Origin of the sequence: Roseovarius pacificus, from assembly GCF_900142665.1 — a bacterium.
Lineage (GTDB): Bacteria > Pseudomonadota > Alphaproteobacteria > Rhodobacterales > Rhodobacteraceae > Roseovarius > Roseovarius pacificus.
The window spans coordinates 26,650-47,355 of record NZ_FRBR01000008.1; the positions used below are offsets into that span (position 1 = coordinate 26,650).

The window sequence follows — 20,706 nt, forward strand, 5'->3', positions numbered from 1 at the left end:
GGACAAGTCACAGCTACCCTCCGTCCCGCAGGTCCGAAGGCGTTACCCCGTATACCTGCCGTACTGCACGGCTCAGCGCGGCAGGGCTGTCATATCCGCTGCGCAGGGCGATCTCGGCCACGCTCAGCCCGGTCGTCTCCAGCATCCGCCGCGCCGCCGCCAGCCGCAAATGGCGATAAACCATGCCGGGCGGCGCACCCAGCCGGGCGCGAAACCGCCGGTCCAGCGTGCGCGGCTGGCACGACAGCGCCCGCGCCAGCGCGGCAAGGGGCAGGGGGGCCTCGACATGCTCGCGCATCAGCGCCAGCGCCCGCTGCACCAGCGGATCGCTGACCGCCTGCCGCTCGCGCCCCGCTTCCAGCGGCGGATCGCCCTGAATGAACAGCGCCTCGGCATCCAGCCGTACCGACAGGCCCAGATGATCCGCGATCAGCCCCATCGTCATGTCCATTGCCGACATCGCCCCGGCGCAGCTCCACCACGGGCCGTCGCGGATGACGCGGGCGCGTTCGGCCTCCACATCCAGAAACCGCTCGGTGAACGCATCCAGCAGATCCCAGTGCAGCGTCGCCCGCCGCCCCGCCAACAGCCCCGCCGAGGCCAGCAGCCACGGCCCCGCATCCAGCCCCACGACCGTGCGCGCCCCGGCCACCGCCGCCCGCAAGGCGCGGCGCGTGGCGGGGGTGTCATGGCAACGATGATCGTAGCCCGACAGCACGAACAGGTAGTCCACCCGCCCCATCTGTGCCAGCGCCGCATCGGGCAGCACCTGCAACCCGCTCGACGACAGGGCAGGCGCGCCCTCCATCGTCACGATCCGCCAGTCGAACGCCTCCCGCCGCACCAGAGTGTTGGCCGCGCGCAGCGGCTCAAGGCAATTGGCAAGGCACAGGTTGGAAAACGCATCGAACACCAACAGGGCGATACGCACCGGGGATTGCGCGGGTTTGGTCCATTTCTGCATGATATTTGTCTTTTATGGCAAAATGCGCAGCCCCGCCATCGCGATACGCTTCCCCGGACACACCGTTTCAGGGAGGCCCCGATGCCGCTTGCCATGACCCGAGAGGTTTTCATTACCTGTGCCGTCACCGGCTCGGGCGCAACGCAGGACCGCAGCCCGCACGTCCCCCGCTCACCGCGCCAGATCGCCGACAGCGCCATCGCCGCCGCCAAAGCCGGGGCGGCCATCGTGCATTGCCACGTGCGCGACCCCGATACCGGCGCCCCCTCGCGCGATCCGCGCCTGTTTCGCGAACTCACCGACCTGATCCGCGCCTCCGATACCGACGTGGTGCTGAACCTGACGGCGGGCATGGGCGGCGACATCACCTTTGGCGGGGTGGAACAGCCCCTGCCGCTCGATCCCGCAGGCACCGACATGGCCGGCGCCACCGAACGCGTCGCCCATATCGCCGACTGCCTGCCGGAAATCTGCACGCTCGATTGCGGCACCATGAATTTCGCCGAATCCGATTACGTCATGACCAACACGCCCGGCATGTTGCAGGCAATGGGCCGTATGATGACCGATCTCGGCGTCAAACCCGAGATCGAGGCCTTCGACACCGGCCACCTGTGGTACGCCAGACAACTGGTGGCCGACGGCATCCTTGCCCCCGACGCGCTGGTGCAACTGTGCATGGGCGTGCCCTGGGGAGCGCCGGACGACCTGAACACCTTCATGGCGATGGTCAACAACGTGCCGCCCGACTGGACCTTCTCGGCCTTTTCGCTGGGGCGCAACCAGATGCCCTATGTGGCGGCCTCGGTGCTGGCGGGCGGGCATGTGCGCGTCGGGCTCGAAGACAACCTGATGCTGGATCGCGGCGTTCTGGCCGAAAACTGGCAACTGGTCGAACGCGCGGCGGGGATCGTCGAAAACCTCGGCGCGCGGGTCATCGGCCCGCAAGAGGTGCGTAAGAAACTGAACCTGACCAAACAGGCCCCCAGCGGCTGAGCGCGGATGCCCCGATCCGCCCTCGCCCCGATTGGGCGTTGCCCATGGCCGGGCCATCGCGCAGTCTGGCGCGACACCCTGAAAGGAAGGTTCCCCCATGATCCGCCCCGCCATCGCCCTTGCCGCGCTGACCCTGCTGACGGCCTGCGCCACGACGCCCACGCCCTCCTACCGCAACACCGATCAGCCGCTTTCGGTGACCACCCGCCACGATGCCGCGCGTCTGGCCGGGGAATGGCGTGTACGCGCCGCAACCCCCGGTGATGCCTCCCTGACCGCTGTCACCTACCGCCCCGGCGGGCAAGAAGCCTTCGCCCTGACCCGCCGCATCTGCAACGAGTCCGGCGCATGCGAACCCCGGCGCAGCACCTACCCCGCCAAACCCCTGGGGCCCAACCGCTGGGCGCTGCGCGCCGCGGACGGGGCCGAGTGGCAAATCTGGGTGGTCTGGGTCGATGCCGATTACCGCACCGCCGCCATCGGCACGCCCGACGGGCGCTTCGGCTGGGTGCTGGACCGCGCCGCCACCGGCGGCGAGGACAGGATCACCGCCGCCCGCGAGATACTCGACTTCAACGGATACCAGAGCGGCGCCCTCATCCCGCGCTGACAGGAGACGGACAATGACCAAAACGGCAGCGATCATAGGCGGCGGCGTCATCGGCGGCGGATGGGCCGCGCGCTTCCTGCTCAATGGCTGGAACGTGCAGGTGTTCGACCCCGACCCGCAGGCCGGGCGCAAGATCGGCGAGGTTCTGGATAACGCCCGCCGCGCCCTGCCCATGCTCTACGATTGCGCCCTGCCGGACGAAGGCGCGCTGACCTTTCACGCGTCCATCGCCGAAGCGGTGAACGATGCCGACTGGGTGCAGGAAAGCGTCAGCGAACGGCTCGACCTCAAGCACCGGGTCTTTGCCGACGTTCAGGCCGCCAACCCGGCGGTGCCGATCGGCTCGTCCACCTCGGGCTTCACGCCCTCCGAACTGCAACAGGGTGCGGCGGACCCCGCGCGCATCATGGTCACACACCCGTTCAACCCGGTTTACCTTCTGCCGCTGGTTGAACTCGTGCCCTCGCCGGCCACCGACCCGGAGGCGGTGGACAGCTGCAAGGCCATGCTTACCTCGCTTGGGATGTACCCGCTGCGCGTGCGCAAGGAAATCGAGGCCCATATCGCCGACCGCCTGCTCGAATCCGTCTGGCGCGAGGCCCTCTGGCTGGTCAATGACGACATCGCCACCACCGAGGAAATCGACAACGCCATCCGCTACGCCTTCGGCCTGCGCTGGGGGCAGATGGGGCTGTTCGAAACCTACCGCATTGCCGGGGGCGAGGACGGCATGCGCCATTTCATCGCCCAGTTCGGCCCGACCCTGCACTGGCCCTGGTCGAAACTGACCGACGTGCCCGACCTGACCGATACGCTGATCGACAGGATCGCCACGCAGTCCGATGCGCAATCCGGCCACCTGTCGATCCGCCAGCTCGAACGCAAACGCGACGGCAACCTCATCGCCATGATGCGCGCCCTGCGCCAGCAAGACAACGCCACGGGCCGCCTGATCAATGCACACCAACAGGCCCTGCGCGCGCCCCTGTCCGACAGCGCGCCCCTGATCAGCCAGGATCGCGTGATCCCGGTGGACTGGACCGACTTGAACGGCCACATGAACGAAGGCCGCTACGGCCAGATATTCTCCGACGCCGCCGACGCGGTCCTGGCCCATGTCGGCGCGGGCGAGGATTACATCGCCTCGGGCCTCAGCTATTTCACCGTCGAGACCACGACGAAATACCTGGCCGAAACCCATGCCGGCGAACGGGTCCGGGTGCAGACCCGCATCACCGAAGGGCAGGGCAAGAAACTGCGCTGCGCCCACGAACTGATCCGCGCCGCCGATGGCGCGGTGCTGGCCAGTTGCGACCAGCTGATGATCCATGTCAGCCTGCAAACCCGCCGCAGCTGCGCGCCGGGCCCCTCCGTGGCCGACCGCGTCGCATCCCTGGCCACCCTTCACGCCAGCGGCTGAGCGCGCACCGAAAAAGATTTCATGCCTCCGGCGGGGATACTTCCGGCAAGAAGAAAAGGGGGGCTGTTACACCCCCCTTCCGAAAAAGGTCGTACCTTTCTCCTTGCACGGTCATCGGCGTCCCCGCCTGTACCACACCCACCACGTTACGGGGCGCTGGTTAAAAAGCGGTTACCGGGCTTTCTTCTTGCCAAAAATACCCCCGCCGGAGGCATCCGGCATTTCAGCCCCGAACAGCGGGAGCGGTCTGCGCGAACCGGATAGCCGGGCAAAGACAAGGCCCCGGCGGCAATCGCCGGGGCCTCGGCCCGAAGGTCCGTGAGCGGGTCACTTCGTTATGATTTCCGGCCCCATGAAGGTGTTGGGCAGGAAGGTCGAGATCGCGGGGATGTAGGTCACCATGATCAGGAACACGAACAGCACCGCGAGGAAGGGCAGGGCAGCGCGCACCACGCCCATCATCGGCATGCCCGCCACGCCCGAGGTCACGAACAGGTTCAGGCCCACCGGCGGGGTGATCATGCCGATTTCCATGTTCACCACCATGATGATGCCCAGGTGGATCGGGTCGATCCCCAGTTCGATGGCGATCGGGAACACCAGCGGCGCGACGATCACCAGAAGGCCCGAGGGTTCCATGAACTGCCCGCCGATCAGCAGGATCACGTTGACCACGATCAGGAACATCACCGGCCCGAACCCCGCGCTCAGCATGGCGCGTGCGATCTGTTGCGGGATCTGCTCGTCGGTCAGGACGTGTTTCAGGATCAGCGCGTTGGCGATCACGAACAGCAGCGTCACCGTCAGCTTGCCCGCCTCGAACAGCGTATGGCGCGTGTCGGCGTGGAAGAACGCGGTGATCAGCGCCTGCGGCTTGCGCCAGAGCGACAGGTTGCGCCCTTCGCCCCCGGTCGCCAGCGGCCCCATGTCCTTGTAGACGAAGCTGGCGATGAAGAAGGCATAGACCGCCGCCACCGCCGCCGCTTCGGTCGGGGTGAAGATGCCGCCATAGATGCCGCCCAGGATGATGACGATCAGGAACAGCCCCCAGGCCGCATCCCGCCCCGAGGCGAAGATCTCGCCCCAGCCCCGCCATTCGCCCTTGGGCATGTTGCGCAGCCGCGCCATGATATAGATCGCGGTCATCAGCATGAAGCCCGCCATCAGCCCCGGAATCACACCGGCCAGGAACATCCGGCCCACCGATACCTCGACCGCGGCGGCATAGACCACCATCACGATGGAGGGCGGGATCAGGATGCCCAGTGTCCCGGCATTGGCGATGACGCCGGCGGCGAAGTCACGGGTATAGCCCACCTGGCGCATGCCCGCGATCACGATCGTTCCGATGGCCACCACCGTGGCCGGGCTCGAGCCCGACAGCGCGGCGAACAGCATGCAGGCGAAAACCCCGGCAATGGCCAGCCCGCCATGCAGATGCCCCACGCAGGCGATGGAAAACCGGATGATCCGCTGCGCCACGCCGCCCGTCGTCATGAAGGACGAGGCGAGGATGAAGAACGGGATCGCCAGCAGGGTGAAATGCCCCTCGAACGCCTCGAACAGCGTCTGCGCGATGGACGCCATCGAGCTTTCCGAGAACCACAGCAGGAACAGGGTGGAACTCAGCCCCAGTGAAACGGCGATTGGCACGCCGATCAGCAGCAGCCCGACCACCATGAAGAACAAAAGAACCACTTCCATCAGTCATGCTCCCCCTGCTGGGCGCGGACGTTGTCCAGCTCGTCCTCGACCTCGTGACTGGCGACCAGACGGTCCACGTCGCCCTTCAGGATGCCCACCGCCGCCTGCACGAAGCGGATCACCAGCAGCAGCATCGACACGGGCAGGACCACATAGGGAATGGCCTTGGGAATCTTCTCGTAGCTTTCGCCGTAATTGATCAGCTCTTCCAGGAACCGGAACGGCGCGATCATCGGGATGTCCTGCACCTCGTACCAGCCCTGGCCGCGCGCGTTCCAGTCGAACCCGGTGGGGAACCAGCGGCCCGTGGTGGGCGGCAGTTCGGCAAAGACCGACCAGTAATCCCAGGCCCCCTTGAGCAGCATCAGCGAAAACACCAGGCAGCACGCCACCGAAATCAGCGCCAGACTGCGCCGCACCGGCGCGGACACCATGTTGAGGATCGCGTCCACCCCCAGATGGGCGTGTTTCTTCACCGCATAGGAGGCGCCCAGCAGAACCAGCCAGCCGAACATGAACACGGTGACCTCGAGCGCCCAGAGAATGTTTGAATTGAACAGGTAACGGGCGACGACATTGGCGAAGGTCACCATCGTCATCAGGCCAAGCAGCACGGCGATCACCGTCTCCTCGATCCTGTCCGTCAGGCTGTGCCCGGTCTGCATTGTTCCCCCTCCCAGCTGTGGTTGCAAAAAGGGCGGGCCATGCGGTTATGGCCCGCCCCGGTGACTGCGCTGAAACGCAGCCGGCTTACATGCTGGCGTTGATCGACTGGGCCGCGTCGATGTTTTCCTGGCCCACGTCGTCCTTGAACTGGTCCCAGACGGGTTTCATCACATCGACCCACTTGGTGCGCTGTTCGTCGGTCAGCTGGCGCACTTCGCCACCGGCGTCGACGATCGCCTGCCTGGCCTCCTGGTTCACCCTGGCCGACTCGCTGTTGCGCGCCTCGGTCACTTCGCCAAGGATGGTCAGGAACTGCTCGCGCACATCGGCGTCCAGCCCTTCCAGCCAGTCGATATTGGTCACCACCAGATAGTCGATCACGCCGTGGTTGGTTTCGGTGATACCGTCCTGCACCTCGAAGAACTTCTTGCCGTAGATGTTCGACCAGGTGTTTTCCTGCCCGTCCACGACCCCCTGCTGGAGCGCGCCGTAAACTTCGGAAAACGCCATTTTCTGCGGGCTGCCGCCGATGGCTTCCATCTGCGCCACCAGAACGTCCGAGGACTGCACGCGGAATTTCAGGCCGTTGGCGTCCGACGGCTCCAGCAGCGGCTTGTTGGCCGACATCTGCTTCATGCCGTTGTGCCAGTAGGCCAGCCCCTGCAAGCCGCGGCGCTGCATCGAGTCAAGCATCGCCTGGCCGTTGTCCGAGGCCTGGAACGCGTCCACGGCGTCGATGTCCTTGAACATGAAGGGCAGGTCGAACAGGCGGAACTGCTTGGTGAATTTCTCGAATTTCGACAGCGACGGCGCGGCCAGCTGCACGTCGCCCTGCAACATCGCTTCCAGCACCTTGTTGTCGTTGTAAAGCGTCGAGTTCGGATAGACTTCCATGCACATCGTGCCGTTCATCTCGTCGTTCACGCGCTGTTCCAGCAGCGACGCGGCGATCCCCTTGGGGTGCTTGTCGGTGTTGGTGACGTGGCTGAACTTGACGACGATCTCGCCATCGTCGCAGGCCGCGCTTGCGGCGCCGGCGGTGATGGACAGGGCCACGGCCGTGGCGGCGGCGGTCAGGAATTTCATGTCTGTCTCCTCCCATGTATTGAGACGGTTGCAATCGGCGCCCGTTACGGCGCGACGCGCGCATCGTTCCGTATGGCGGATATTCGCTCAAGTCATAACGCACAAAAAATGGTGCGTTTTGAAACTTCGTGTTAAATCAATGGCTTGACGTGTACGTCGGGAGACGAAGGAAATGCTGCGCGGCAGCATTGTGCGGGAACCCGCACAGTGACGCACCACGTTGTGCGAAAATCCGCACAACGAGTCGGGGGCGATCCGGCCATGCGCGCTGGCCTTTGGCCGCAATCTCGCGCAAAGAGCAGGCCAAATCCTCCGCAAGAGCCCCCACGCCTCACCCCCGCCGGTAATCCTCGGGCTTGATGCCATAGCGCGCCAGCTTGTCGTAAAAGGTCTTGCGCGGCAGTTTCAGGGCTTTGGCGGCTTCCGAGGCGCGCCCGTTCTGCCGCCCGAGCGCCGCCACCAGCAGCGAGCGTTCCACCCGCGCCATCTGTTCGGCCAGCCCCAGTTCGGCGGCGGCCTGGCTTTCCTCGGGCATGCCCAGAACGAACCGCATCGCCGCGCTCATCAGCGAGCGGGCGTTTCCCGGCCAGTCCTGCGCCATCAGCGCGGCCAGGTGATCGGGCGAGATTTCGGGCACCGGCAGCCCCGCCTGTTCGGCGGCCTGCGCCACGTATTGGCGGAACAGCACCGGGATATCCTCGGGGCGTTCGGACAGCGCCGGGATGCGCACCGGCATCACGTCCAGCCGGTAATACAGTTCGGCATGCATCCGCCCGGCCTGCAATTCGGCGGCCAGATCGGCGGTGGCCCCGGCAATCACGCGGGCCTCGGGGCCCTGTTCGATCCGTTCCAGCAAAGCATACTGCGCCGGACGGGGCAGGGCGGCGATCTCGTCCAGAAACAGGCTCCCGCCCCTGGCGGCGCTCAGCGCCTCGTCCAGCGCCCCGACCTCCAGCGCCGCCGCCGGGCGCTTGACGAACGGGCCCCCGGCAAAGGGCGACATCAGGTGCAGCACCTCGGCCACCCGCGACACGCCCGCGCCGGGCGGGCCGGTCACCAGCACCTCGGCCCCGGTCCGGGCCACGGCCCGGATGCGCCTGCGCAGGTCCTCGGCAATCCGCGAGGTGCCGTGCAGCATCCGCGCCGCCGGGTCGCCGGTTTCAAGCTGCACCTTCAGGTGGCGGTTCTCCAGCACCAGCGCGCGGGTTTGCAAGGCGCGCTGCAACACCGGCAGCAGATCGTCCGCCGCACAGGGCTTTTCCAGGAAATCGAACGCCCCTTGCCCCATCGCCTCGACCGCCATCGGGATATCGCCCTCGCCGGTCAGCAGGATCACCGGCAATTCGCCATCCACCGCCTGCGCATGGCCCAGCAGGTGAAACCCGTCGCGCCCCGGCATGCGGATATCCGACAGGATCACCCCCGCGAACCCGGCGGTGATGTGATCCTTGGCCTCGATGAACGACCCGGCGGCGATCACCTGGAGGTCGGCCAGTTCCAGCGTCTGGATCAGCGCCTCGCGCACCGCCGCGTCGTCATCGACGACCAGCACCGTTTCGGGTGTCGCGCTCATGCTGCGGCCTCCTTGTCGGGCCAGCGTTCCAGTTCCACCCGGAACACCGCGCCGCCTCCCGGCGCGTTGCGGCCCTTGATCTCGCCGCCGAAACTCTGCACCAGCCCGTAGGAAATGGACAGCCCCAGCCCCATCCCTTCCGAGGCCCCGACCTCCTTGGTGGAATAGAACGGATCGAAAATCTTCTCCGGCTCGTCGATGCCCGGCCCGGTATCCGCCACTTCCAATGCCACCGGATCGCCCCGATGCACGGCAATCGTAATCCGCTTTTGCGGGCTTTCGGCCATCGCGTCCGCGGCGTTCGAGATCAGGTTGACCATCACCTGCCCCAGCCGCACCTCGCCGCCCTGCACATGCACCGCCGCCTCGGGGCGCTGCCAGTCCAGCGCGATCCCGTCGCGCGCCAGCCGCGCCTCGGTCAGTTCCAGCGCCTGATCCACCACCGCCACGATATCGACCCGGCCCACCGGCTCGTTCTCCTGCTTGGCGAAGGCGCGCAGGTTGCGGATGATCCGCGCCGCCCGCGCCGCCAGATCGCCGATCCGGTTCAGGTTCTCGCCCGCCTTGTCGGCCTTGCCGCGCGCAAGGAAGGTCGCGCCGTTTTCCGCGAATTGCCGGATCGCCATCAGCGGCTGGTTCAATTCATGGCTGATCCCGGCCGAAATCTGCCCGAGCGCGCTCAGCTTGCCCGCCTGTACCAGATCGTCCTGCGCCTTCTTCAGCGCCGCCTCGGCCTCCTGCCGCTCGGCCACCTCGCGGCGCAGCGCAAGGTTCGCGCCCGACAATTCGGCGGTGCGCTCGGCCACGCGATGCTCCAGCCGCTCGTTCGCGCGGGTCAGGATGCGCCGCCGTTCGGTGGCCAGAAACAGCAGCCCGCCAAAGGCCAGACAGATCACCGCGAACACGCTGGCCTGCAACCCCGCGACCCACCGCGCCTGCCGCACATCCAGCAGGGCGTGCCCGATCATGCCGATCACCGGCAGATCCTGCGCCATGTGCAGCGCGCGGGCGGGCAGGTAATCGCCCCAGTCCATTTCCCAGACGTCATGTCCCGACACCGTATCGGCGTCGAACGAGGGCATGTTCGCCCCGCCTCCGGGTTGCAGCCCCGTACCCTCGGGCCCCGTCTGCCAGAACAGGATTTCCGAGCGGTTCGACACGAAAACCTCGCCCCGTGCATCGGTAAAGAACACCGGAGGCTGCCCGCCGATCCAGTCCCATTCCAGTTCCGCGATCTCGATCAGCACAACCAATACGCCGCGCACGCCCTCACCGGGGCCAAAGGCCGGGGCGGCATAGACATAGGCGCGCTGCCCCACCGGCCCGTAGCGGCCATAGCCCTGCCCAAGCGCCCCGTTCAGCGCCCGCTCGAAATAGGCGCTGTCGCGCAAGCTGTCCGGCACATCGCCCGCCCGCGCCAGAACCCGCCCGTCGGGCGCGGCATAGAACAGGCCCATCGCCCCGGTCTTGTCGGCGGCATCCAGCAACAGCGCCCGCGCCTCATGGCCCGGCGCATCGCCCTCGCTCAGCGCGATCAGCGTGGGATGCTCGGCCATCAGCACCGCCAGTTCCTGATAGCGGCGCAACTGCCCGGTGAACCGGTCGGCGGCCAGCGCCAGATCGGAGGTCGCCTGTTTCTCCAACTGATCCAGCGCCTGCCCGTACCCATAGCGCCAGATCCCGGCGGCACACAGGCCCACCGCCAGCATGAACAGCGCGATCACCGCGATCCGGGTACGTGTTTCAGATGTCATATCGGTGTTTTAGTCCGCCGTACCCGAAAGAGGCAACATCGCTCGACCGCTTCCCGGATAGCGCCCGTCACGCCCTTGTCCCAGGCGCGAAACAGCGCCGAAGGCGATGCGCGGCTTGTCAAATGTCGCTCCGCTCCCGCATGGGCAACCTTGGGAAAGCGCGCGATCGTTCCCCGGTCCAACCCCGGCCCCGCCCCTTGACCAGCGCCGCCTCAGCCCATCGCCACCGCGCGGCCCAGCGTGATGCCCTCGGGGCTGATCACGGTGTCGAACGCCAGCGCCTCGACCCCCGCCGCGCGCGCCGCCCCGAACGCCGCCGCATAGGCCGGGTCGATATCCTCCGCCAGCCGGAACGCCCGCGCATCCGTGCGCTGGATCAGATAGAGCATCACCGCGCGATGCCCCGCCTGCGCCATCGCCACCAGTTCCGCCAGATGTTTCGCGCCGCGCGCCGTCACGCTGTCGGGAAACTCGGCCATGCCCGCCTCGCGCATCAGCGTCACCGATTTCACCTCGACATAGGCGTCGCGCCGCCCCGCGCCCTGCAACAGGAAGTCGATCCGGCTGTTCTCGCCGTATTTCACCTCCGGGCGCACGCTGTCATACCCTTCCAGCCCGGCAACCTCCCCGGCCACCAGCGCCGCGCGCAGCGCGCGGTTGGGCACCGATGTATCGACCCCGGTGAAATGCCCGGTGTCGTGTTCCACCAGACGCCAGCCGTATTTCAGCTTTTTCTTCGGATCGTCATTGGGCTCCACCCAGATCCGCAAGCCCGGTTCGGCCAGCCCCATCATCGAGCCGGGATTGGCGCAATGGGCCACCGCCTCGCGCCCGTCCTCCAGCCGGATATCGGCCAGAAAGCGTTTATAGCGCCGGATCAGCGTGGCGGGCTCAAGAGGGGTTTGAAAGCGCATGGCGACAGGCCTATACCGATCCTGTCACCCGTTGCAAGGAGCGCTCCCATGCCCAATCCCACCGCCGCCATGCTCGTCATAGGGGATGAAATCCTGTCGGGGCGCACGCGCGATGCGAACATGAACCACCTCGCGCGGGAACTGACCAGCCACGGCATCGACCTGCAGGAGGTGCGTATCGTCAGCGACGACGCCGGGGCCATCACCGCCGCCGTGCAGGCGCTCAGCGCCGCATACGATCATGTCTTTACCTCGGGCGGGATCGGCCCGACCCATGACGACATCACCGCCGAAAACGTCGCCCGCGCCTTCGACCGGCCCATTTCGGTGCGCGCCGATGCCCGCGCCATCCTGCAATCCCATTACGACCGGCAGGGGCTGGAACTGAACGAGGCCCGCCTGCGCATGGCCCGCATTCCCGACGGGGCCACCCTGATCGACAACCCGATCAGCGCCGCGCCGGGCTTCAGCATCGAAAACGTGCATGTCATGGCCGGGGTGCCCTCGATCTTCAACGCGATGCTGGCGGGGCTCTTGCCCACGCTGACCGGCGGTGCGCCGGTGCTGTCGCAATCCCTGCTGGTGTACCGGGGCGAGGGCGATATCGCCGGTCCCCTGGGCGATCTGGCCACACGTTACCCCGATCTGTCCATCGGCTCCTACCCGTTCCAGCGCGACGGCGTGTTCGGCGCGCAGATCGTGGTGCGCGGGCAGGACGGTGCACAGGTCGATGCCGCCATGTCCGAACTCAACAGGATTTTCCCCGCATGACGCCCCAACATCTCTATGCCGTGACCGACGCCACATGGCCCGCCGCCGCAACCGAAACCGTCGGTCCCTGGACCGTCCGTGACGGGCAGGGCGGGGGCAAACGCGTCTCCGCCGCCACCGCGCGGCAGCCGGTCACGCCCGACGATCTGCCAATGGCCGAATCCGCGATGCAGGCGCTGGGCCAGACCCCGCTGTTCATGATCCGTCAGGGCGACGAGGCGCTCGACGCCATGCTGGCCGACCGGGGCTATGCGGTGATCGACCCGGTCAATCTCTATGTCGCGCCCGTGGCCGATCTCGCCGTGCCGCCGCCGCACGCCACCACCTTCGCCATCTGGGAACCACTGGCGATCCAGCGCGATATGTGGGCTGAGGGCGGGATCGGCCCCGCGCGCCTTGCGGTGATGGAACGGGCTGCGCCCCCCAAAACGACGATCATCGCCCGCGACGGCCAGCGGCCCGCCGCCACCGCCTTTGTCGGCATCCATGACGGCACCGCCATGATCCACGCGCTCGAAGTCACCCCCGAATGCCGCCGCCACGGCATCGGCAAACGGGTCGTGCAACAGGCCGCTCTCTGGGCGCAGCAGAACGGCGCCAGCCATGTCGCGGCCCTCTGCACGCAGGCCAACACCGGGGCCAATGCGCTTTATGCCGCCTTGCACATGGCGCTCGCCGGGCAGTATCACTATCGCATCAAGGAGGAGGCGAACCCAACATGAGCGATACCGACAGACCCACCGCGCTCGACCTGCCGATGGTCGATCCGCTGCCCGCCGAGACTCGGAAATATTTCGATATCTGCCAGGACAAGCTGGGCATGATCCCCAACGTGCTGCGCGCCTACGCGATTGATATCGACAAGCTGAACGCCTTCACCGGCATGTATAACGATCTGATGCTGGCCGACAGCGGCTTGTCCAAGCTGGAACGCGAGATGATCGCGGTGGTGGTCAGTTCCATCAACCGCTGCTGGTATTGCCAGGTTGCCCACGGCGCGGCCGTGCGTGCGCTCTCGGGCAAGCCCGAACTGGGCGAGGCGATGGTGATGAACTGGCGCGCCGCCGGTCTGGACGCGCGGCAGACCGCCATGCTGAGTTTTGCCGAGAAGATCACCAAGGCCAGCTCCGAAACCGTCGAGGCCGACCGTCAGGCGCTGCGCGATGTCGGCTTCTCGGATCGCGACATCTGGGACATCGCCAATGTCATCGGCTTTTTCAACATGAGCAATCGCGTGGCCAGCGCCACGGGCATGGTCCCCAACGCCGATTACCACGCTCAGGCCCGCTGAGCGCGATGCTGGCGCGTCTCGCCCTGCTGGTCGGCCTCGTGCTGCTGCCCGTCGCCGGCCATGCGCTGGACCTGTCGATTCCCGGCAACGCCAGCCTGACCCGCGAGATCAGTCAGGACAGCGACAGCTACCGCCTGCCTCTGGGTCCGTTCGAGGACGGCACCCTGCGCACCCTGCGCATCGAGGGGCCAAGCGTTCAGCAGGCCTGGCGGATCGAAGGGCAGGGCATGACCACCGCCCAGATATTCCTCCCCCTGCGCGACCAGATCGAGGCACAGGGCTTCGATATCCTGTTCGACTGCGCCGGATCGGCCTGCGGCGGGTTCGATTTCCGTTTCAACACCCGCGTCATGGCCGCGCCGGATATCTACGTGGACCTGCTCGATTACCGCTTCCTCTCGGCGCGCAAGGACGCACAGGGCGAGGCCGCCGCCGAATATGTCTCGGTGCTGGTGTCGCGCTCGGGCAGGATGGGCTATGTGCAGATCATGCAGGCGGGTCAGGCGGCCTCCGCCGCGTCGGTCGGCACGGTCACCGCCCGCCCCGCACCCGCCCCCGTGGCCACCGGGGAACTGGAGCAGGCGCTCCTGCGCGACGGGCATGTGATCCTCTCCGATCTCGTTTTCGAAACCGGAGCGTCGGACCTGTCCGACACGGAGCATGCCTCGCTTCAGGCGCTGGCGGCCTTCCTGCGCGCCGACCCTGACCGCCGGATCGCGCTGGTGGGCCATACCGATTCCGTCGGCGGGCTGGACGACAACATCGCCCTGTCGCGCCGCCGCGCGGCCTCGGTGCTGGAACGGCTGGTCAGCGCCCATGACGTGCCCCGCACGCAACTGGAATCCAACGGTATCGGCTATCTGTCCCCGATCATGGCCAACACCACCCCCGAGGGGCGCGAGGCCAACCGCCGGGTCGAGGCGGTGCTGCTCGACACCGACTAGGCCGCAGCGCAGCAAATCCGTCACGTCAATCATCCCCCCGTGTCACACAAGGTTGCGCTTTGCGCGCGGATTTGTATGTTGCGCCGCAGCGAACACGGAGCCGGGTGCGATCCCCGGCTGGCTCTTCCGGCCGCCGATCCGCCGGACAACCTGACACGAACCGCGCCACACCGCGCCGTACCACAGACCGCCCCGCCGGGGACGGCCAAAGGAAACGCTTTTCACCATGATGTCCCTGCACAGCTACCGCCGCGAATGGACCTCCAACATTCGTGGCGATCTCCTCTCGGGTCTCGTCGTCGCGCTGGCCCTCATCCCCGAGGCCATCGCCTTTTCCATCATCGCGGGCGTCGACCCCAAGGTCGGGCTCTACGCCAGCTTCTCCATCGCCATCATCGCCGCCATCACCGGCGGGCGGCCCGGCATGATCTCGGCCGCCACGGCGGCCACCGCCGTTCTGATGGTCACGCTGGTCAGGGATCACGGGCTGCAATACCTGCTGGCCGCCACGGTTCTGGCGGGACTTTTGCAAATCGGCGCCGGATTCCTGCGGCTGGGCTATGTCATGCGCTTTGTGTCGAAATCGGTGATGACCGGCTTCGTCAATGCACTGGCGATCCTGATCTTCATGGCGCAACTGCCCGAACTCGACCCGTCGAAAGTGCCGCCGCTGACCTATGCGCTGGTCGCGGGCGGGCTGGCGATCATCTACCTGTTCCCCCGCATCACCACCGCCATTCCCTCGCCGCTGGTCACCATCGTCGTGCTGACCGTGCTGACCGTGCTGATGGGCTGGGACGTGCGCACCGTGGGCGACATGGGGCAACTGCCCGACACCCTGCCGGTGTTCCTGATCCCCGATATCCCGTTCACCTTCGAAACCCTGCAAATCATCCTGCCCTATTCCATCGCCGTGGCGGTGGTGGGCCTGCTCGAAAGCCTGATGACCCAGCAGATCGTCGACGACCTGACCGACACCGGCAGCGACCGCAATCAGGAATGCATCGGGCAGGGGCTTGCCAACACCTTCACCGGCTTCATCGGCGGCATGGCGGGCTGCGCCATGATCGGCCAGTCGATCATCAACGTGAAATCCGGCGGGCGCGGGCGGCTTTCGACCTTCGTCGCCGGAATTTTCCTCCTGATCCTCTGCGTCGGTCTGGGCGATATCGTCGGCATCATCCCGATGGCGGCGCTGGTGGCGATCATGATCATGGTCTCGATCGGCACGTTTTCATGGTCCTCGATCAAAAACCTGCGCGATCACCCGCGCTCGTCCTCCATCGTGATGCTGGCCACGGTGTTCTTCGTGATCTACACCCACAACCTCGCCATCGGCGTTCTGGTCGGCGTGCTGCTCTCGGGCATCTTCTTTGCATGGAAGATCGCGCAACTGTTCCGCGTCCGCTCCGAGATCACGCCCGACGGCACCCACCGCACCTATTATGTCGAAGGCCAGCTTTTCTTTGCCTCCTCCGAGGACTTCATGAAAGCGTTCGATTTCCGCGAAGCCCCCGACAAGGTCACGCTCGACCTCAGCCGCGCCCATATCTGGGACATTTCTTCGGTTGCGGCGGTGGACATGGCCGTGCTCAAGTTCCGCCGGGAAGGGGCCGATGTGGAGCTCATCGGCATGAACGAAGCCTCGGAAACCATCGTCGATCAGCTTGCCGTCCATGACAAGCCGGGCGCGATGGATCAATTGCTGGGACACTAATCAATTGCTGGGCCACTAAGGGAGAGCCGGACAATGACAACGAACACACTGATCGCCCTGGTGGACGGCTCGGCCTATTCCGAAAGCGTCTGCCACCACGCCGCTTGGATCGCCGGGCGCACCGGCTCCAGGGTCAAGATCTATCACGTCATGGGCCGCCGCGACACGACCGAAAAACAGGACCTGTCCGGCGCGATCCGCCTCGGCGCGCGCTCGCGCCTGCTGGAAAAGCTGGCCGACCTCGACGCCGAACGCGCCAAACTGGCCCATGAACACGGCCGCGCCATCCTCGAAGACGCCAGGGCGATTGTCGAAGGCGACGGCGATATCGAGGTCGAAACCCGCCTGCGTCAGGGCGATCTGGTCGAAACCGTCACCGCCAAGGAAGAAACCGGCGACATGATCGTGATCGGCAAACGCGGCGAGGCCGCAGGCCTGGCCGCCGAGCATCTGGGCTCCAACCTCGAACGCATCGTGCGCGCCAGCCACAAACCCGTCTTCGTGGCCAACCGAGCGTTCAAGGCGCCGCAAAAGGTTCTGGTGGCCTTCGATGGTGGCGCCTCCTCGCTCAAGGCGGTGGATTACATCTCGCGCAGCCCGCTCTTTGCCGGGCTGCATGTCACGCTGGTCTTCGCCGGGGCCGAAACCGATGCCATGCGCAAATCGCTCGATGACGCCGCCGCCACCCTGCGCGCAGGCGGGTACGAGGTCGAAACCCTCATTCAGGGCGGCGAGCCGGAAAAGGTGCTCTCGGCGTTGACCGGGGATCAGGGGTATGACCTTCTGGTGATGGGGGCCTATGGGCACAGCCGCGTGCGCTCCCTCCTGATCGGCTCCACCACCACCGAGATGATCCGCTCCTGCAAGGTGCCCGTGGTTCTGATGCGCTAGATCGGGGCAGCGGGCCTGCCAAAGGTCGCTGAAAAGGGAAACGGCAGGTTCGCGCCCGACCCCGAGGGTGGGCATGATGCAGTGTGCGCAGACGTTGCTTCAGAATACCAACGTCGTGATGTGTGCAAACCGTGGAACAATTCGCGCCCGCCCTGGGGGGCGGGGTCGGGCGCGAACCGGATCGCAGGCGATCCGGGGGCTTATTTGGCCAATGCCACGCATTCGGGCTCAGGTTTCGGCACCGCCACAGGCGGCCCTGATCGGCCCATTGCGCCCCTCATGGACGCAACTCTCCCGCACACCCCCGGTTTTCGTACAAAACCCGCGTACACTTCGTACAAAACGTACGAAACTCAGCCCCCCGCGCGCTGCGGAATCAGTTGCTGCGCGATGCCCGCGAACAGCAGGTAGACGCTGGTCACCACCAGCCCCCAATGCGCCCAGCTTTCGGGGTGAAAATCCACCCACGCAGCCCATCCTGCGAAAAACGTCCAGGCAAACGCCATCGGCAGCGATATCGTCCGCCAGCGTTTGGTGCGGACCGGATGGATGAACTTCAGCGGCAGGAACATCGCCACCGACACCAGAGTCACCAGCACCAGAATGATCCAGATCGGGGGTTTGACCGCGAACAGCACCAGCACCAGCATGTTCCAGCAACCGGGAAAGCCGGAAAACGATTTGTCTTTTGTTTTCATGCCTGTATCTGCAAAATATAGGGCGCTGGTATAGGTGATGATGATGATCGCCACCCATCCTGTCCACCCCGGCAGCAGGTCGGAGCGAAAGAGCGCAAAGGCGGGGATGAACACATAGGTCAGGTAGTCGATGATCAGGTCCAGCAACACCCCGTCGAAACGCGGCGCGTTCTCCCACACCAGATAACGGCGCGCCAGCGGCCCGTCGATGCCGTCCACCGCAAAGGCCACCACCAGCCACAAGAACATCAGATCCCATTTTTCATCGACGGCGGCCAGCATTGCCAGCATGGCGAAAACCGCGCCGGTCGCGGTCAGCCAATGAACCAGTAACGCTTTGAATTGTCTCGTCATTCTTACCTCTTCATGCCACAGCGCGCGGGGTCATCGCCCTTTGGGATGCGCGTTGCGGTACACGTCCATCAACCGCGCGCTGTCCACGGCAGTATAGGCCTGTGTCGTCGAAAGCGACGCATGGCCCAAAAGTTCCTGAATGGCGCGCAAGTCCCCGCCGGCATTCAATAGATGCGTGGCAAAGCTGTGCCGCATCGCATGCGGCGTGGCGCTGGCGGGCAGGCCCAGTTGCGTGCGCGCGGCCTGCGTGACCTTCTGCACCGCGCGCGGGCTCAGCGCCCCGCCCCGCACCCCGCGAAACAACGGCCGATCGGGCGTCAGGTCATGCGGGCACAGCCGCACATACTGCTCCACCGCCGCGCGCGCCGGGGCGATGACCGGCACGATCCGCTCCTTGCCGCCCTTGCCGGTGATGCGCAGCGCCTCGGCCATCGGCAGCACGTCCGCCCTCAGCCCGAGCGCCTCGGAAATCCGCAGCCCGCACCCATAGAGCAACGTCACGACCGCCTGATCGCGCGCCGCGACCCACGGGTTTTCGCTTTGCATTTCAAGGGTTTCGATTAAATCCTGCGCCGCGTCCGGGGCCAGCGGGCGGGGCAGCTTGCGCTGAAATTTCGGGGCCCGCGCCGACAGGACGGCAGTGGCATCGAACCCTTCGCGCTCGGACAGCCAGCGATAGAAACTCTTGACCGCCGACAATTTGCGCGCCAGCGACCGCGCACCCACGTCCTTGCCCCGCGTAAAGGCCATCCAGCTGCGCATATCCGCCACGCCGACCCGCGCCAAGGCGGACAGCCCCTGCGCTTCGCCCTTGTGTTCGGTGACAAAGGCCAGGAACCCGCCGACATCGCGCCCGTATGCTTCCAGCGTGTTGTCCGCCGCACCCTTCAGCGCCTTCTGGGCGTCCAGCCACCCCTGCAAAGCATCGCGGGCGGCCGGGCTGATCATGACAACCAGCGGCGCATCGCCCGCTCGAAGACACCGGCGAAAAACGCCAGCAAATCAGTGCCTTGCTGCGGGCTGAACTGATGCGGGTCTTCGGCGCCCATGGCCAGCATGCCGGGCAGGCGCCCCTCGCCCAGATCCAGCAACAGGCAGGCTTCGGAGCGGATGAATTCGGCCTGCTGGCCGTAAATCCGTTCATCGCCCTCATGAATCTGGCGCAGGGTCACCTGCCGGGGGTCGCCATTGCGCCCGTCCATCAGGTAATCGGTGATAAAGCCCGGCTCGGCCACCGACAGGACATCGCCCAGCTTCTTGACCGCGGGATCGTCCTTGTCCTGAACGGTTTCCAGCACCAGCTTCATGCTGTCCACGCGCAGGATCTGGGCCACCTCGGCCCCGAGGTCGCGCAGGAAATACTCGAACTCGACCGGGTCCAGCATCCGCAGAATGGCGCGATGCACCTGGTTGGTGCCGGCAAGGTTCTCATAGGCCGCGGCGATGACCGAACGGTGGGTATCCTCCAGCCGGTCCAGCCGCGCCTCCAGCCGTTCCATCGCGATCCCGCGCAGATCGACGATATTGCCCCCCATGGCGCGCTCGTTCGCCGCGATCAGGGCATGCATAAGATCTTGATCTTCAAGAATAACGTCGGGCTGCGCGATGATCTTTTCGCGCAGGGTGTCGTCCATCTGTGGCTTGCCACTCATCACCGGCCTCGGTCTTGTTTTCAGGCTTTATAGCACGGGTTACAGAATTTTCTGCCCCGTTTTTTCCCAATCCTTCATGAAGGCGTCCAGCCCCTTGTCGGTCAGCGGATGGTTGGCCATCTGCTTGATCACGGCGGGCGGTGCGGTCATCACGTCGGCCCCGATCTGCGCCGATTGGAACGCATGGTTCACCGTCCGGATCGAGGCCGCGAGGATCTGCGTTTCAAACCCGTAATTGTCGTAGATCTGGCGGATATCCGCGATCAGTTCCATACCGTCGAGGTTGATGTCGTCCAGACGCCCGATGAACGGGCTGATGAAGGTCGCCCCGGCCTTGGCCGCCAGCAGCGCCTGGTTGGCCGAGAAACACAGCGTCACGTTCACCATGTTGCCTTCGCCCGACAGCACCTTGCAGGCCTTCAGCCCGTCCCATGTCAGCGGCACCTTGACCGCGATATTGTCGGCGATCTTGGCCAGCTTGCGGCCCTCTTCGATCATCGCGTCGGCCTCCAGCGCGACAACCTCGGCGCTGACCGGGCCCTCGACCATCCCGGCGATTTCCCTGGTCACGTCCAGAATGTCGCGGCCCGATTTCAGAATCAGCGACGGGTTGGTGGTGACGCCGTCCACCATGCCCAGTTCGTTCAGTTCGGCAATGGCCTCGACTTCGGCGGTATCGACAAAGAATTTCATATCAGCGG

Annotated in this window: 20 protein-coding genes and 1 other annotated feature; of the genes, 9 read left to right on the forward strand and 11 right to left on the reverse strand. The window is 65.9% G+C overall.

Annotation, left to right across the window (positions count from 1 at the left end; translation table 11 throughout):
- Positions 1–13: 13 nt before the first annotated feature.
- Complete coding sequence (locus tag BUB53_RS13645; protein ID WP_073035334.1) at positions 14–964, reverse strand: GlxA family transcriptional regulator; 951 nt, start codon at positions 962–964, stop codon at positions 14–16.
- A gap of 81 nt (positions 965–1,045) precedes the next feature.
- Here BUB53_RS13645 and BUB53_RS13650 point away from each other — a divergent pair, with 81 nt between their 5' ends.
- From BUB53_RS13650 to BUB53_RS13660, 3 genes are all read left to right on the forward strand, one after another.
- Entirely contained in the window at positions 1,046–1,960 is a 915-nt protein-coding gene (locus BUB53_RS13650; RefSeq protein WP_073035335.1) for a 3-dehydrocarnitine:acetyl-CoA trimethylamine transferase BcoG, read from the forward strand.
- Positions 1,961–2,057: 97 nt separating this feature from the next.
- Complete coding sequence (locus BUB53_RS13655) at positions 2,058–2,570, forward strand: lipocalin family protein (RefSeq protein ID WP_073035336.1); 513 nt, start codon at positions 2,058–2,060, stop codon at positions 2,568–2,570.
- A 13-nt stretch (positions 2,571–2,583) separates the two neighbouring features.
- Entirely contained in the window at positions 2,584–3,990 is a 1,407-nt protein-coding gene (locus BUB53_RS13660; RefSeq protein WP_073035337.1) for a carnitine 3-dehydrogenase, read from the forward strand.
- Between the two features lie 327 nt (positions 3,991–4,317).
- On the opposite strand, the gene BUB53_RS13665 is transcribed toward BUB53_RS13660, so the two are convergent.
- The 6 genes from BUB53_RS13665 to sfsA all read right to left on the reverse strand — a co-directional run bounded on the left by BUB53_RS13665 (position 4,318) and on the right by sfsA (position 11,687).
- On the reverse strand, positions 4,318–5,694 hold the full coding sequence (locus BUB53_RS13665) for a TRAP transporter large permease (protein ID WP_073035338.1): 1,377 nt from the start codon (positions 5,692–5,694) through the stop codon (positions 4,318–4,320).
- Positions 5,694–6,359: a TRAP transporter small permease gene (locus BUB53_RS13670; protein WP_073035339.1), complete on the reverse strand. Its 666-nt coding sequence runs from the start codon at positions 6,357–6,359 to the stop codon at positions 5,694–5,696. Before BUB53_RS13670 ends, BUB53_RS13665 begins: the two co-directional genes overlap by 1 nt.
- Before the next feature lie 85 nt (positions 6,360–6,444).
- Positions 6,445–7,446: a DctP family TRAP transporter solute-binding subunit gene (locus BUB53_RS13675; protein WP_073035340.1), complete on the reverse strand. Its 1,002-nt coding sequence runs from the start codon at positions 7,444–7,446 to the stop codon at positions 6,445–6,447.
- Positions 7,447–7,777: 331 nt separating this feature from the next.
- A complete protein-coding gene (locus tag BUB53_RS13680; RefSeq protein WP_073035341.1) occupies positions 7,778–9,019 on the reverse strand; it encodes a sigma-54-dependent transcriptional regulator in 1,242 nt (413 codons plus the stop codon).
- The gene (locus tag BUB53_RS13685; RefSeq protein WP_073035342.1) at positions 9,016–10,773 is read right to left on the reverse strand and encodes a sensor histidine kinase; all 1,758 of its coding nucleotides are present in this window, start codon (positions 10,771–10,773) and stop codon (positions 9,016–9,018) included. The genes BUB53_RS13680 and BUB53_RS13685 overlap by 4 nt, the downstream gene beginning before the upstream one ends.
- Positions 10,774–10,985: 212 nt before the next feature.
- Positions 10,986–11,687 (reverse strand): DNA/RNA nuclease SfsA, encoded by a 702-nt coding sequence (gene sfsA / locus BUB53_RS13690; RefSeq protein ID WP_073035343.1) that lies wholly within the window; start codon positions 11,685–11,687, stop codon positions 10,986–10,988.
- 48 nt (positions 11,688–11,735) lie between these two features.
- On the opposite strand from sfsA, the gene BUB53_RS13695 reads away from it, so the two are divergent.
- The 6 genes from BUB53_RS13695 to BUB53_RS13720 all read left to right on the forward strand — a co-directional run bounded on the left by BUB53_RS13695 (position 11,736) and on the right by BUB53_RS13720 (position 17,301).
- Positions 11,736–12,458, forward strand: coding sequence for a competence/damage-inducible protein A (locus tag BUB53_RS13695; protein WP_073035344.1), 723 nt, complete (start codon positions 11,736–11,738; stop codon positions 12,456–12,458).
- Entirely contained in the window at positions 12,455–13,180 is a 726-nt protein-coding gene (locus BUB53_RS13700) for a GNAT family N-acetyltransferase (RefSeq protein ID WP_073035345.1), read from the forward strand. The genes BUB53_RS13695 and BUB53_RS13700 overlap by 4 nt, the downstream gene beginning before the upstream one ends.
- Positions 13,177–13,749 carry a peroxidase-related enzyme gene (locus tag BUB53_RS13705; protein WP_073035346.1) on the forward strand — a complete coding sequence of 191 codons (573 nt, stop codon included), beginning with the start codon at positions 13,177–13,179 and terminating at the stop codon, positions 13,747–13,749. Before BUB53_RS13700 ends, BUB53_RS13705 begins: the two co-directional genes overlap by 4 nt.
- 5 nt (positions 13,750–13,754) lie before the next feature.
- On the forward strand, positions 13,755–14,693 hold the full coding sequence (locus tag BUB53_RS13710; RefSeq protein WP_073035347.1) for an OmpA family protein: 939 nt from the start codon (positions 13,755–13,757) through the stop codon (positions 14,691–14,693).
- A gap of 93 nt (positions 14,694–14,786) precedes the next feature.
- Positions 14,787–14,844, forward strand: a sequence feature (sul1 is cis-regulatory element that is thought to sense ions involved in sulfur or methionine metabolism; They are found in Alphaproteobacteria).
- A gap of 75 nt (positions 14,845–14,919) precedes the next feature.
- Complete coding sequence (locus BUB53_RS13715; RefSeq protein WP_073035348.1) at positions 14,920–16,410, forward strand: SulP family inorganic anion transporter; 1,491 nt, start codon at positions 14,920–14,922, stop codon at positions 16,408–16,410.
- Between the two features lie 33 nt (positions 16,411–16,443).
- Positions 16,444–17,301 carry a universal stress protein gene (locus BUB53_RS13720; protein ID WP_073035349.1) on the forward strand — a complete coding sequence of 286 codons (858 nt, stop codon included), beginning with the start codon at positions 16,444–16,446 and terminating at the stop codon, positions 17,299–17,301.
- Positions 17,302–17,654: 353 nt separating this feature from the next.
- Here BUB53_RS13720 and BUB53_RS13725 read toward each other — a convergent pair whose 3' ends face one another.
- The 4 genes from BUB53_RS13725 to fsa are packed head-to-tail and all read right to left on the reverse strand — an operon-like array spanning position 17,655 to position 20,698.
- Positions 17,655–18,353: a CDP-alcohol phosphatidyltransferase family protein gene (locus BUB53_RS13725; protein WP_073035350.1), complete on the reverse strand. Its 699-nt coding sequence runs from the start codon at positions 18,351–18,353 to the stop codon at positions 17,655–17,657.
- 30 nt (positions 18,354–18,383) lie between these two features.
- Complete coding sequence (locus tag BUB53_RS13730) at positions 18,384–19,301, reverse strand: tyrosine recombinase XerC (protein ID WP_073035351.1); 918 nt, start codon at positions 19,299–19,301, stop codon at positions 18,384–18,386.
- Complete coding sequence (locus BUB53_RS13735; RefSeq protein ID WP_073035352.1) at positions 19,298–20,005, reverse strand: DUF484 family protein; 708 nt, start codon at positions 20,003–20,005, stop codon at positions 19,298–19,300. The genes BUB53_RS13730 and BUB53_RS13735 overlap by 4 nt, the downstream gene beginning before the upstream one ends.
- A gap of 39 nt (positions 20,006–20,044) precedes the next feature.
- Complete coding sequence (fsa, locus tag BUB53_RS13740) at positions 20,045–20,698, reverse strand: fructose-6-phosphate aldolase (protein ID WP_073035353.1); 654 nt, start codon at positions 20,696–20,698, stop codon at positions 20,045–20,047.
- Positions 20,699–20,706 lie beyond the last annotated feature (8 nt).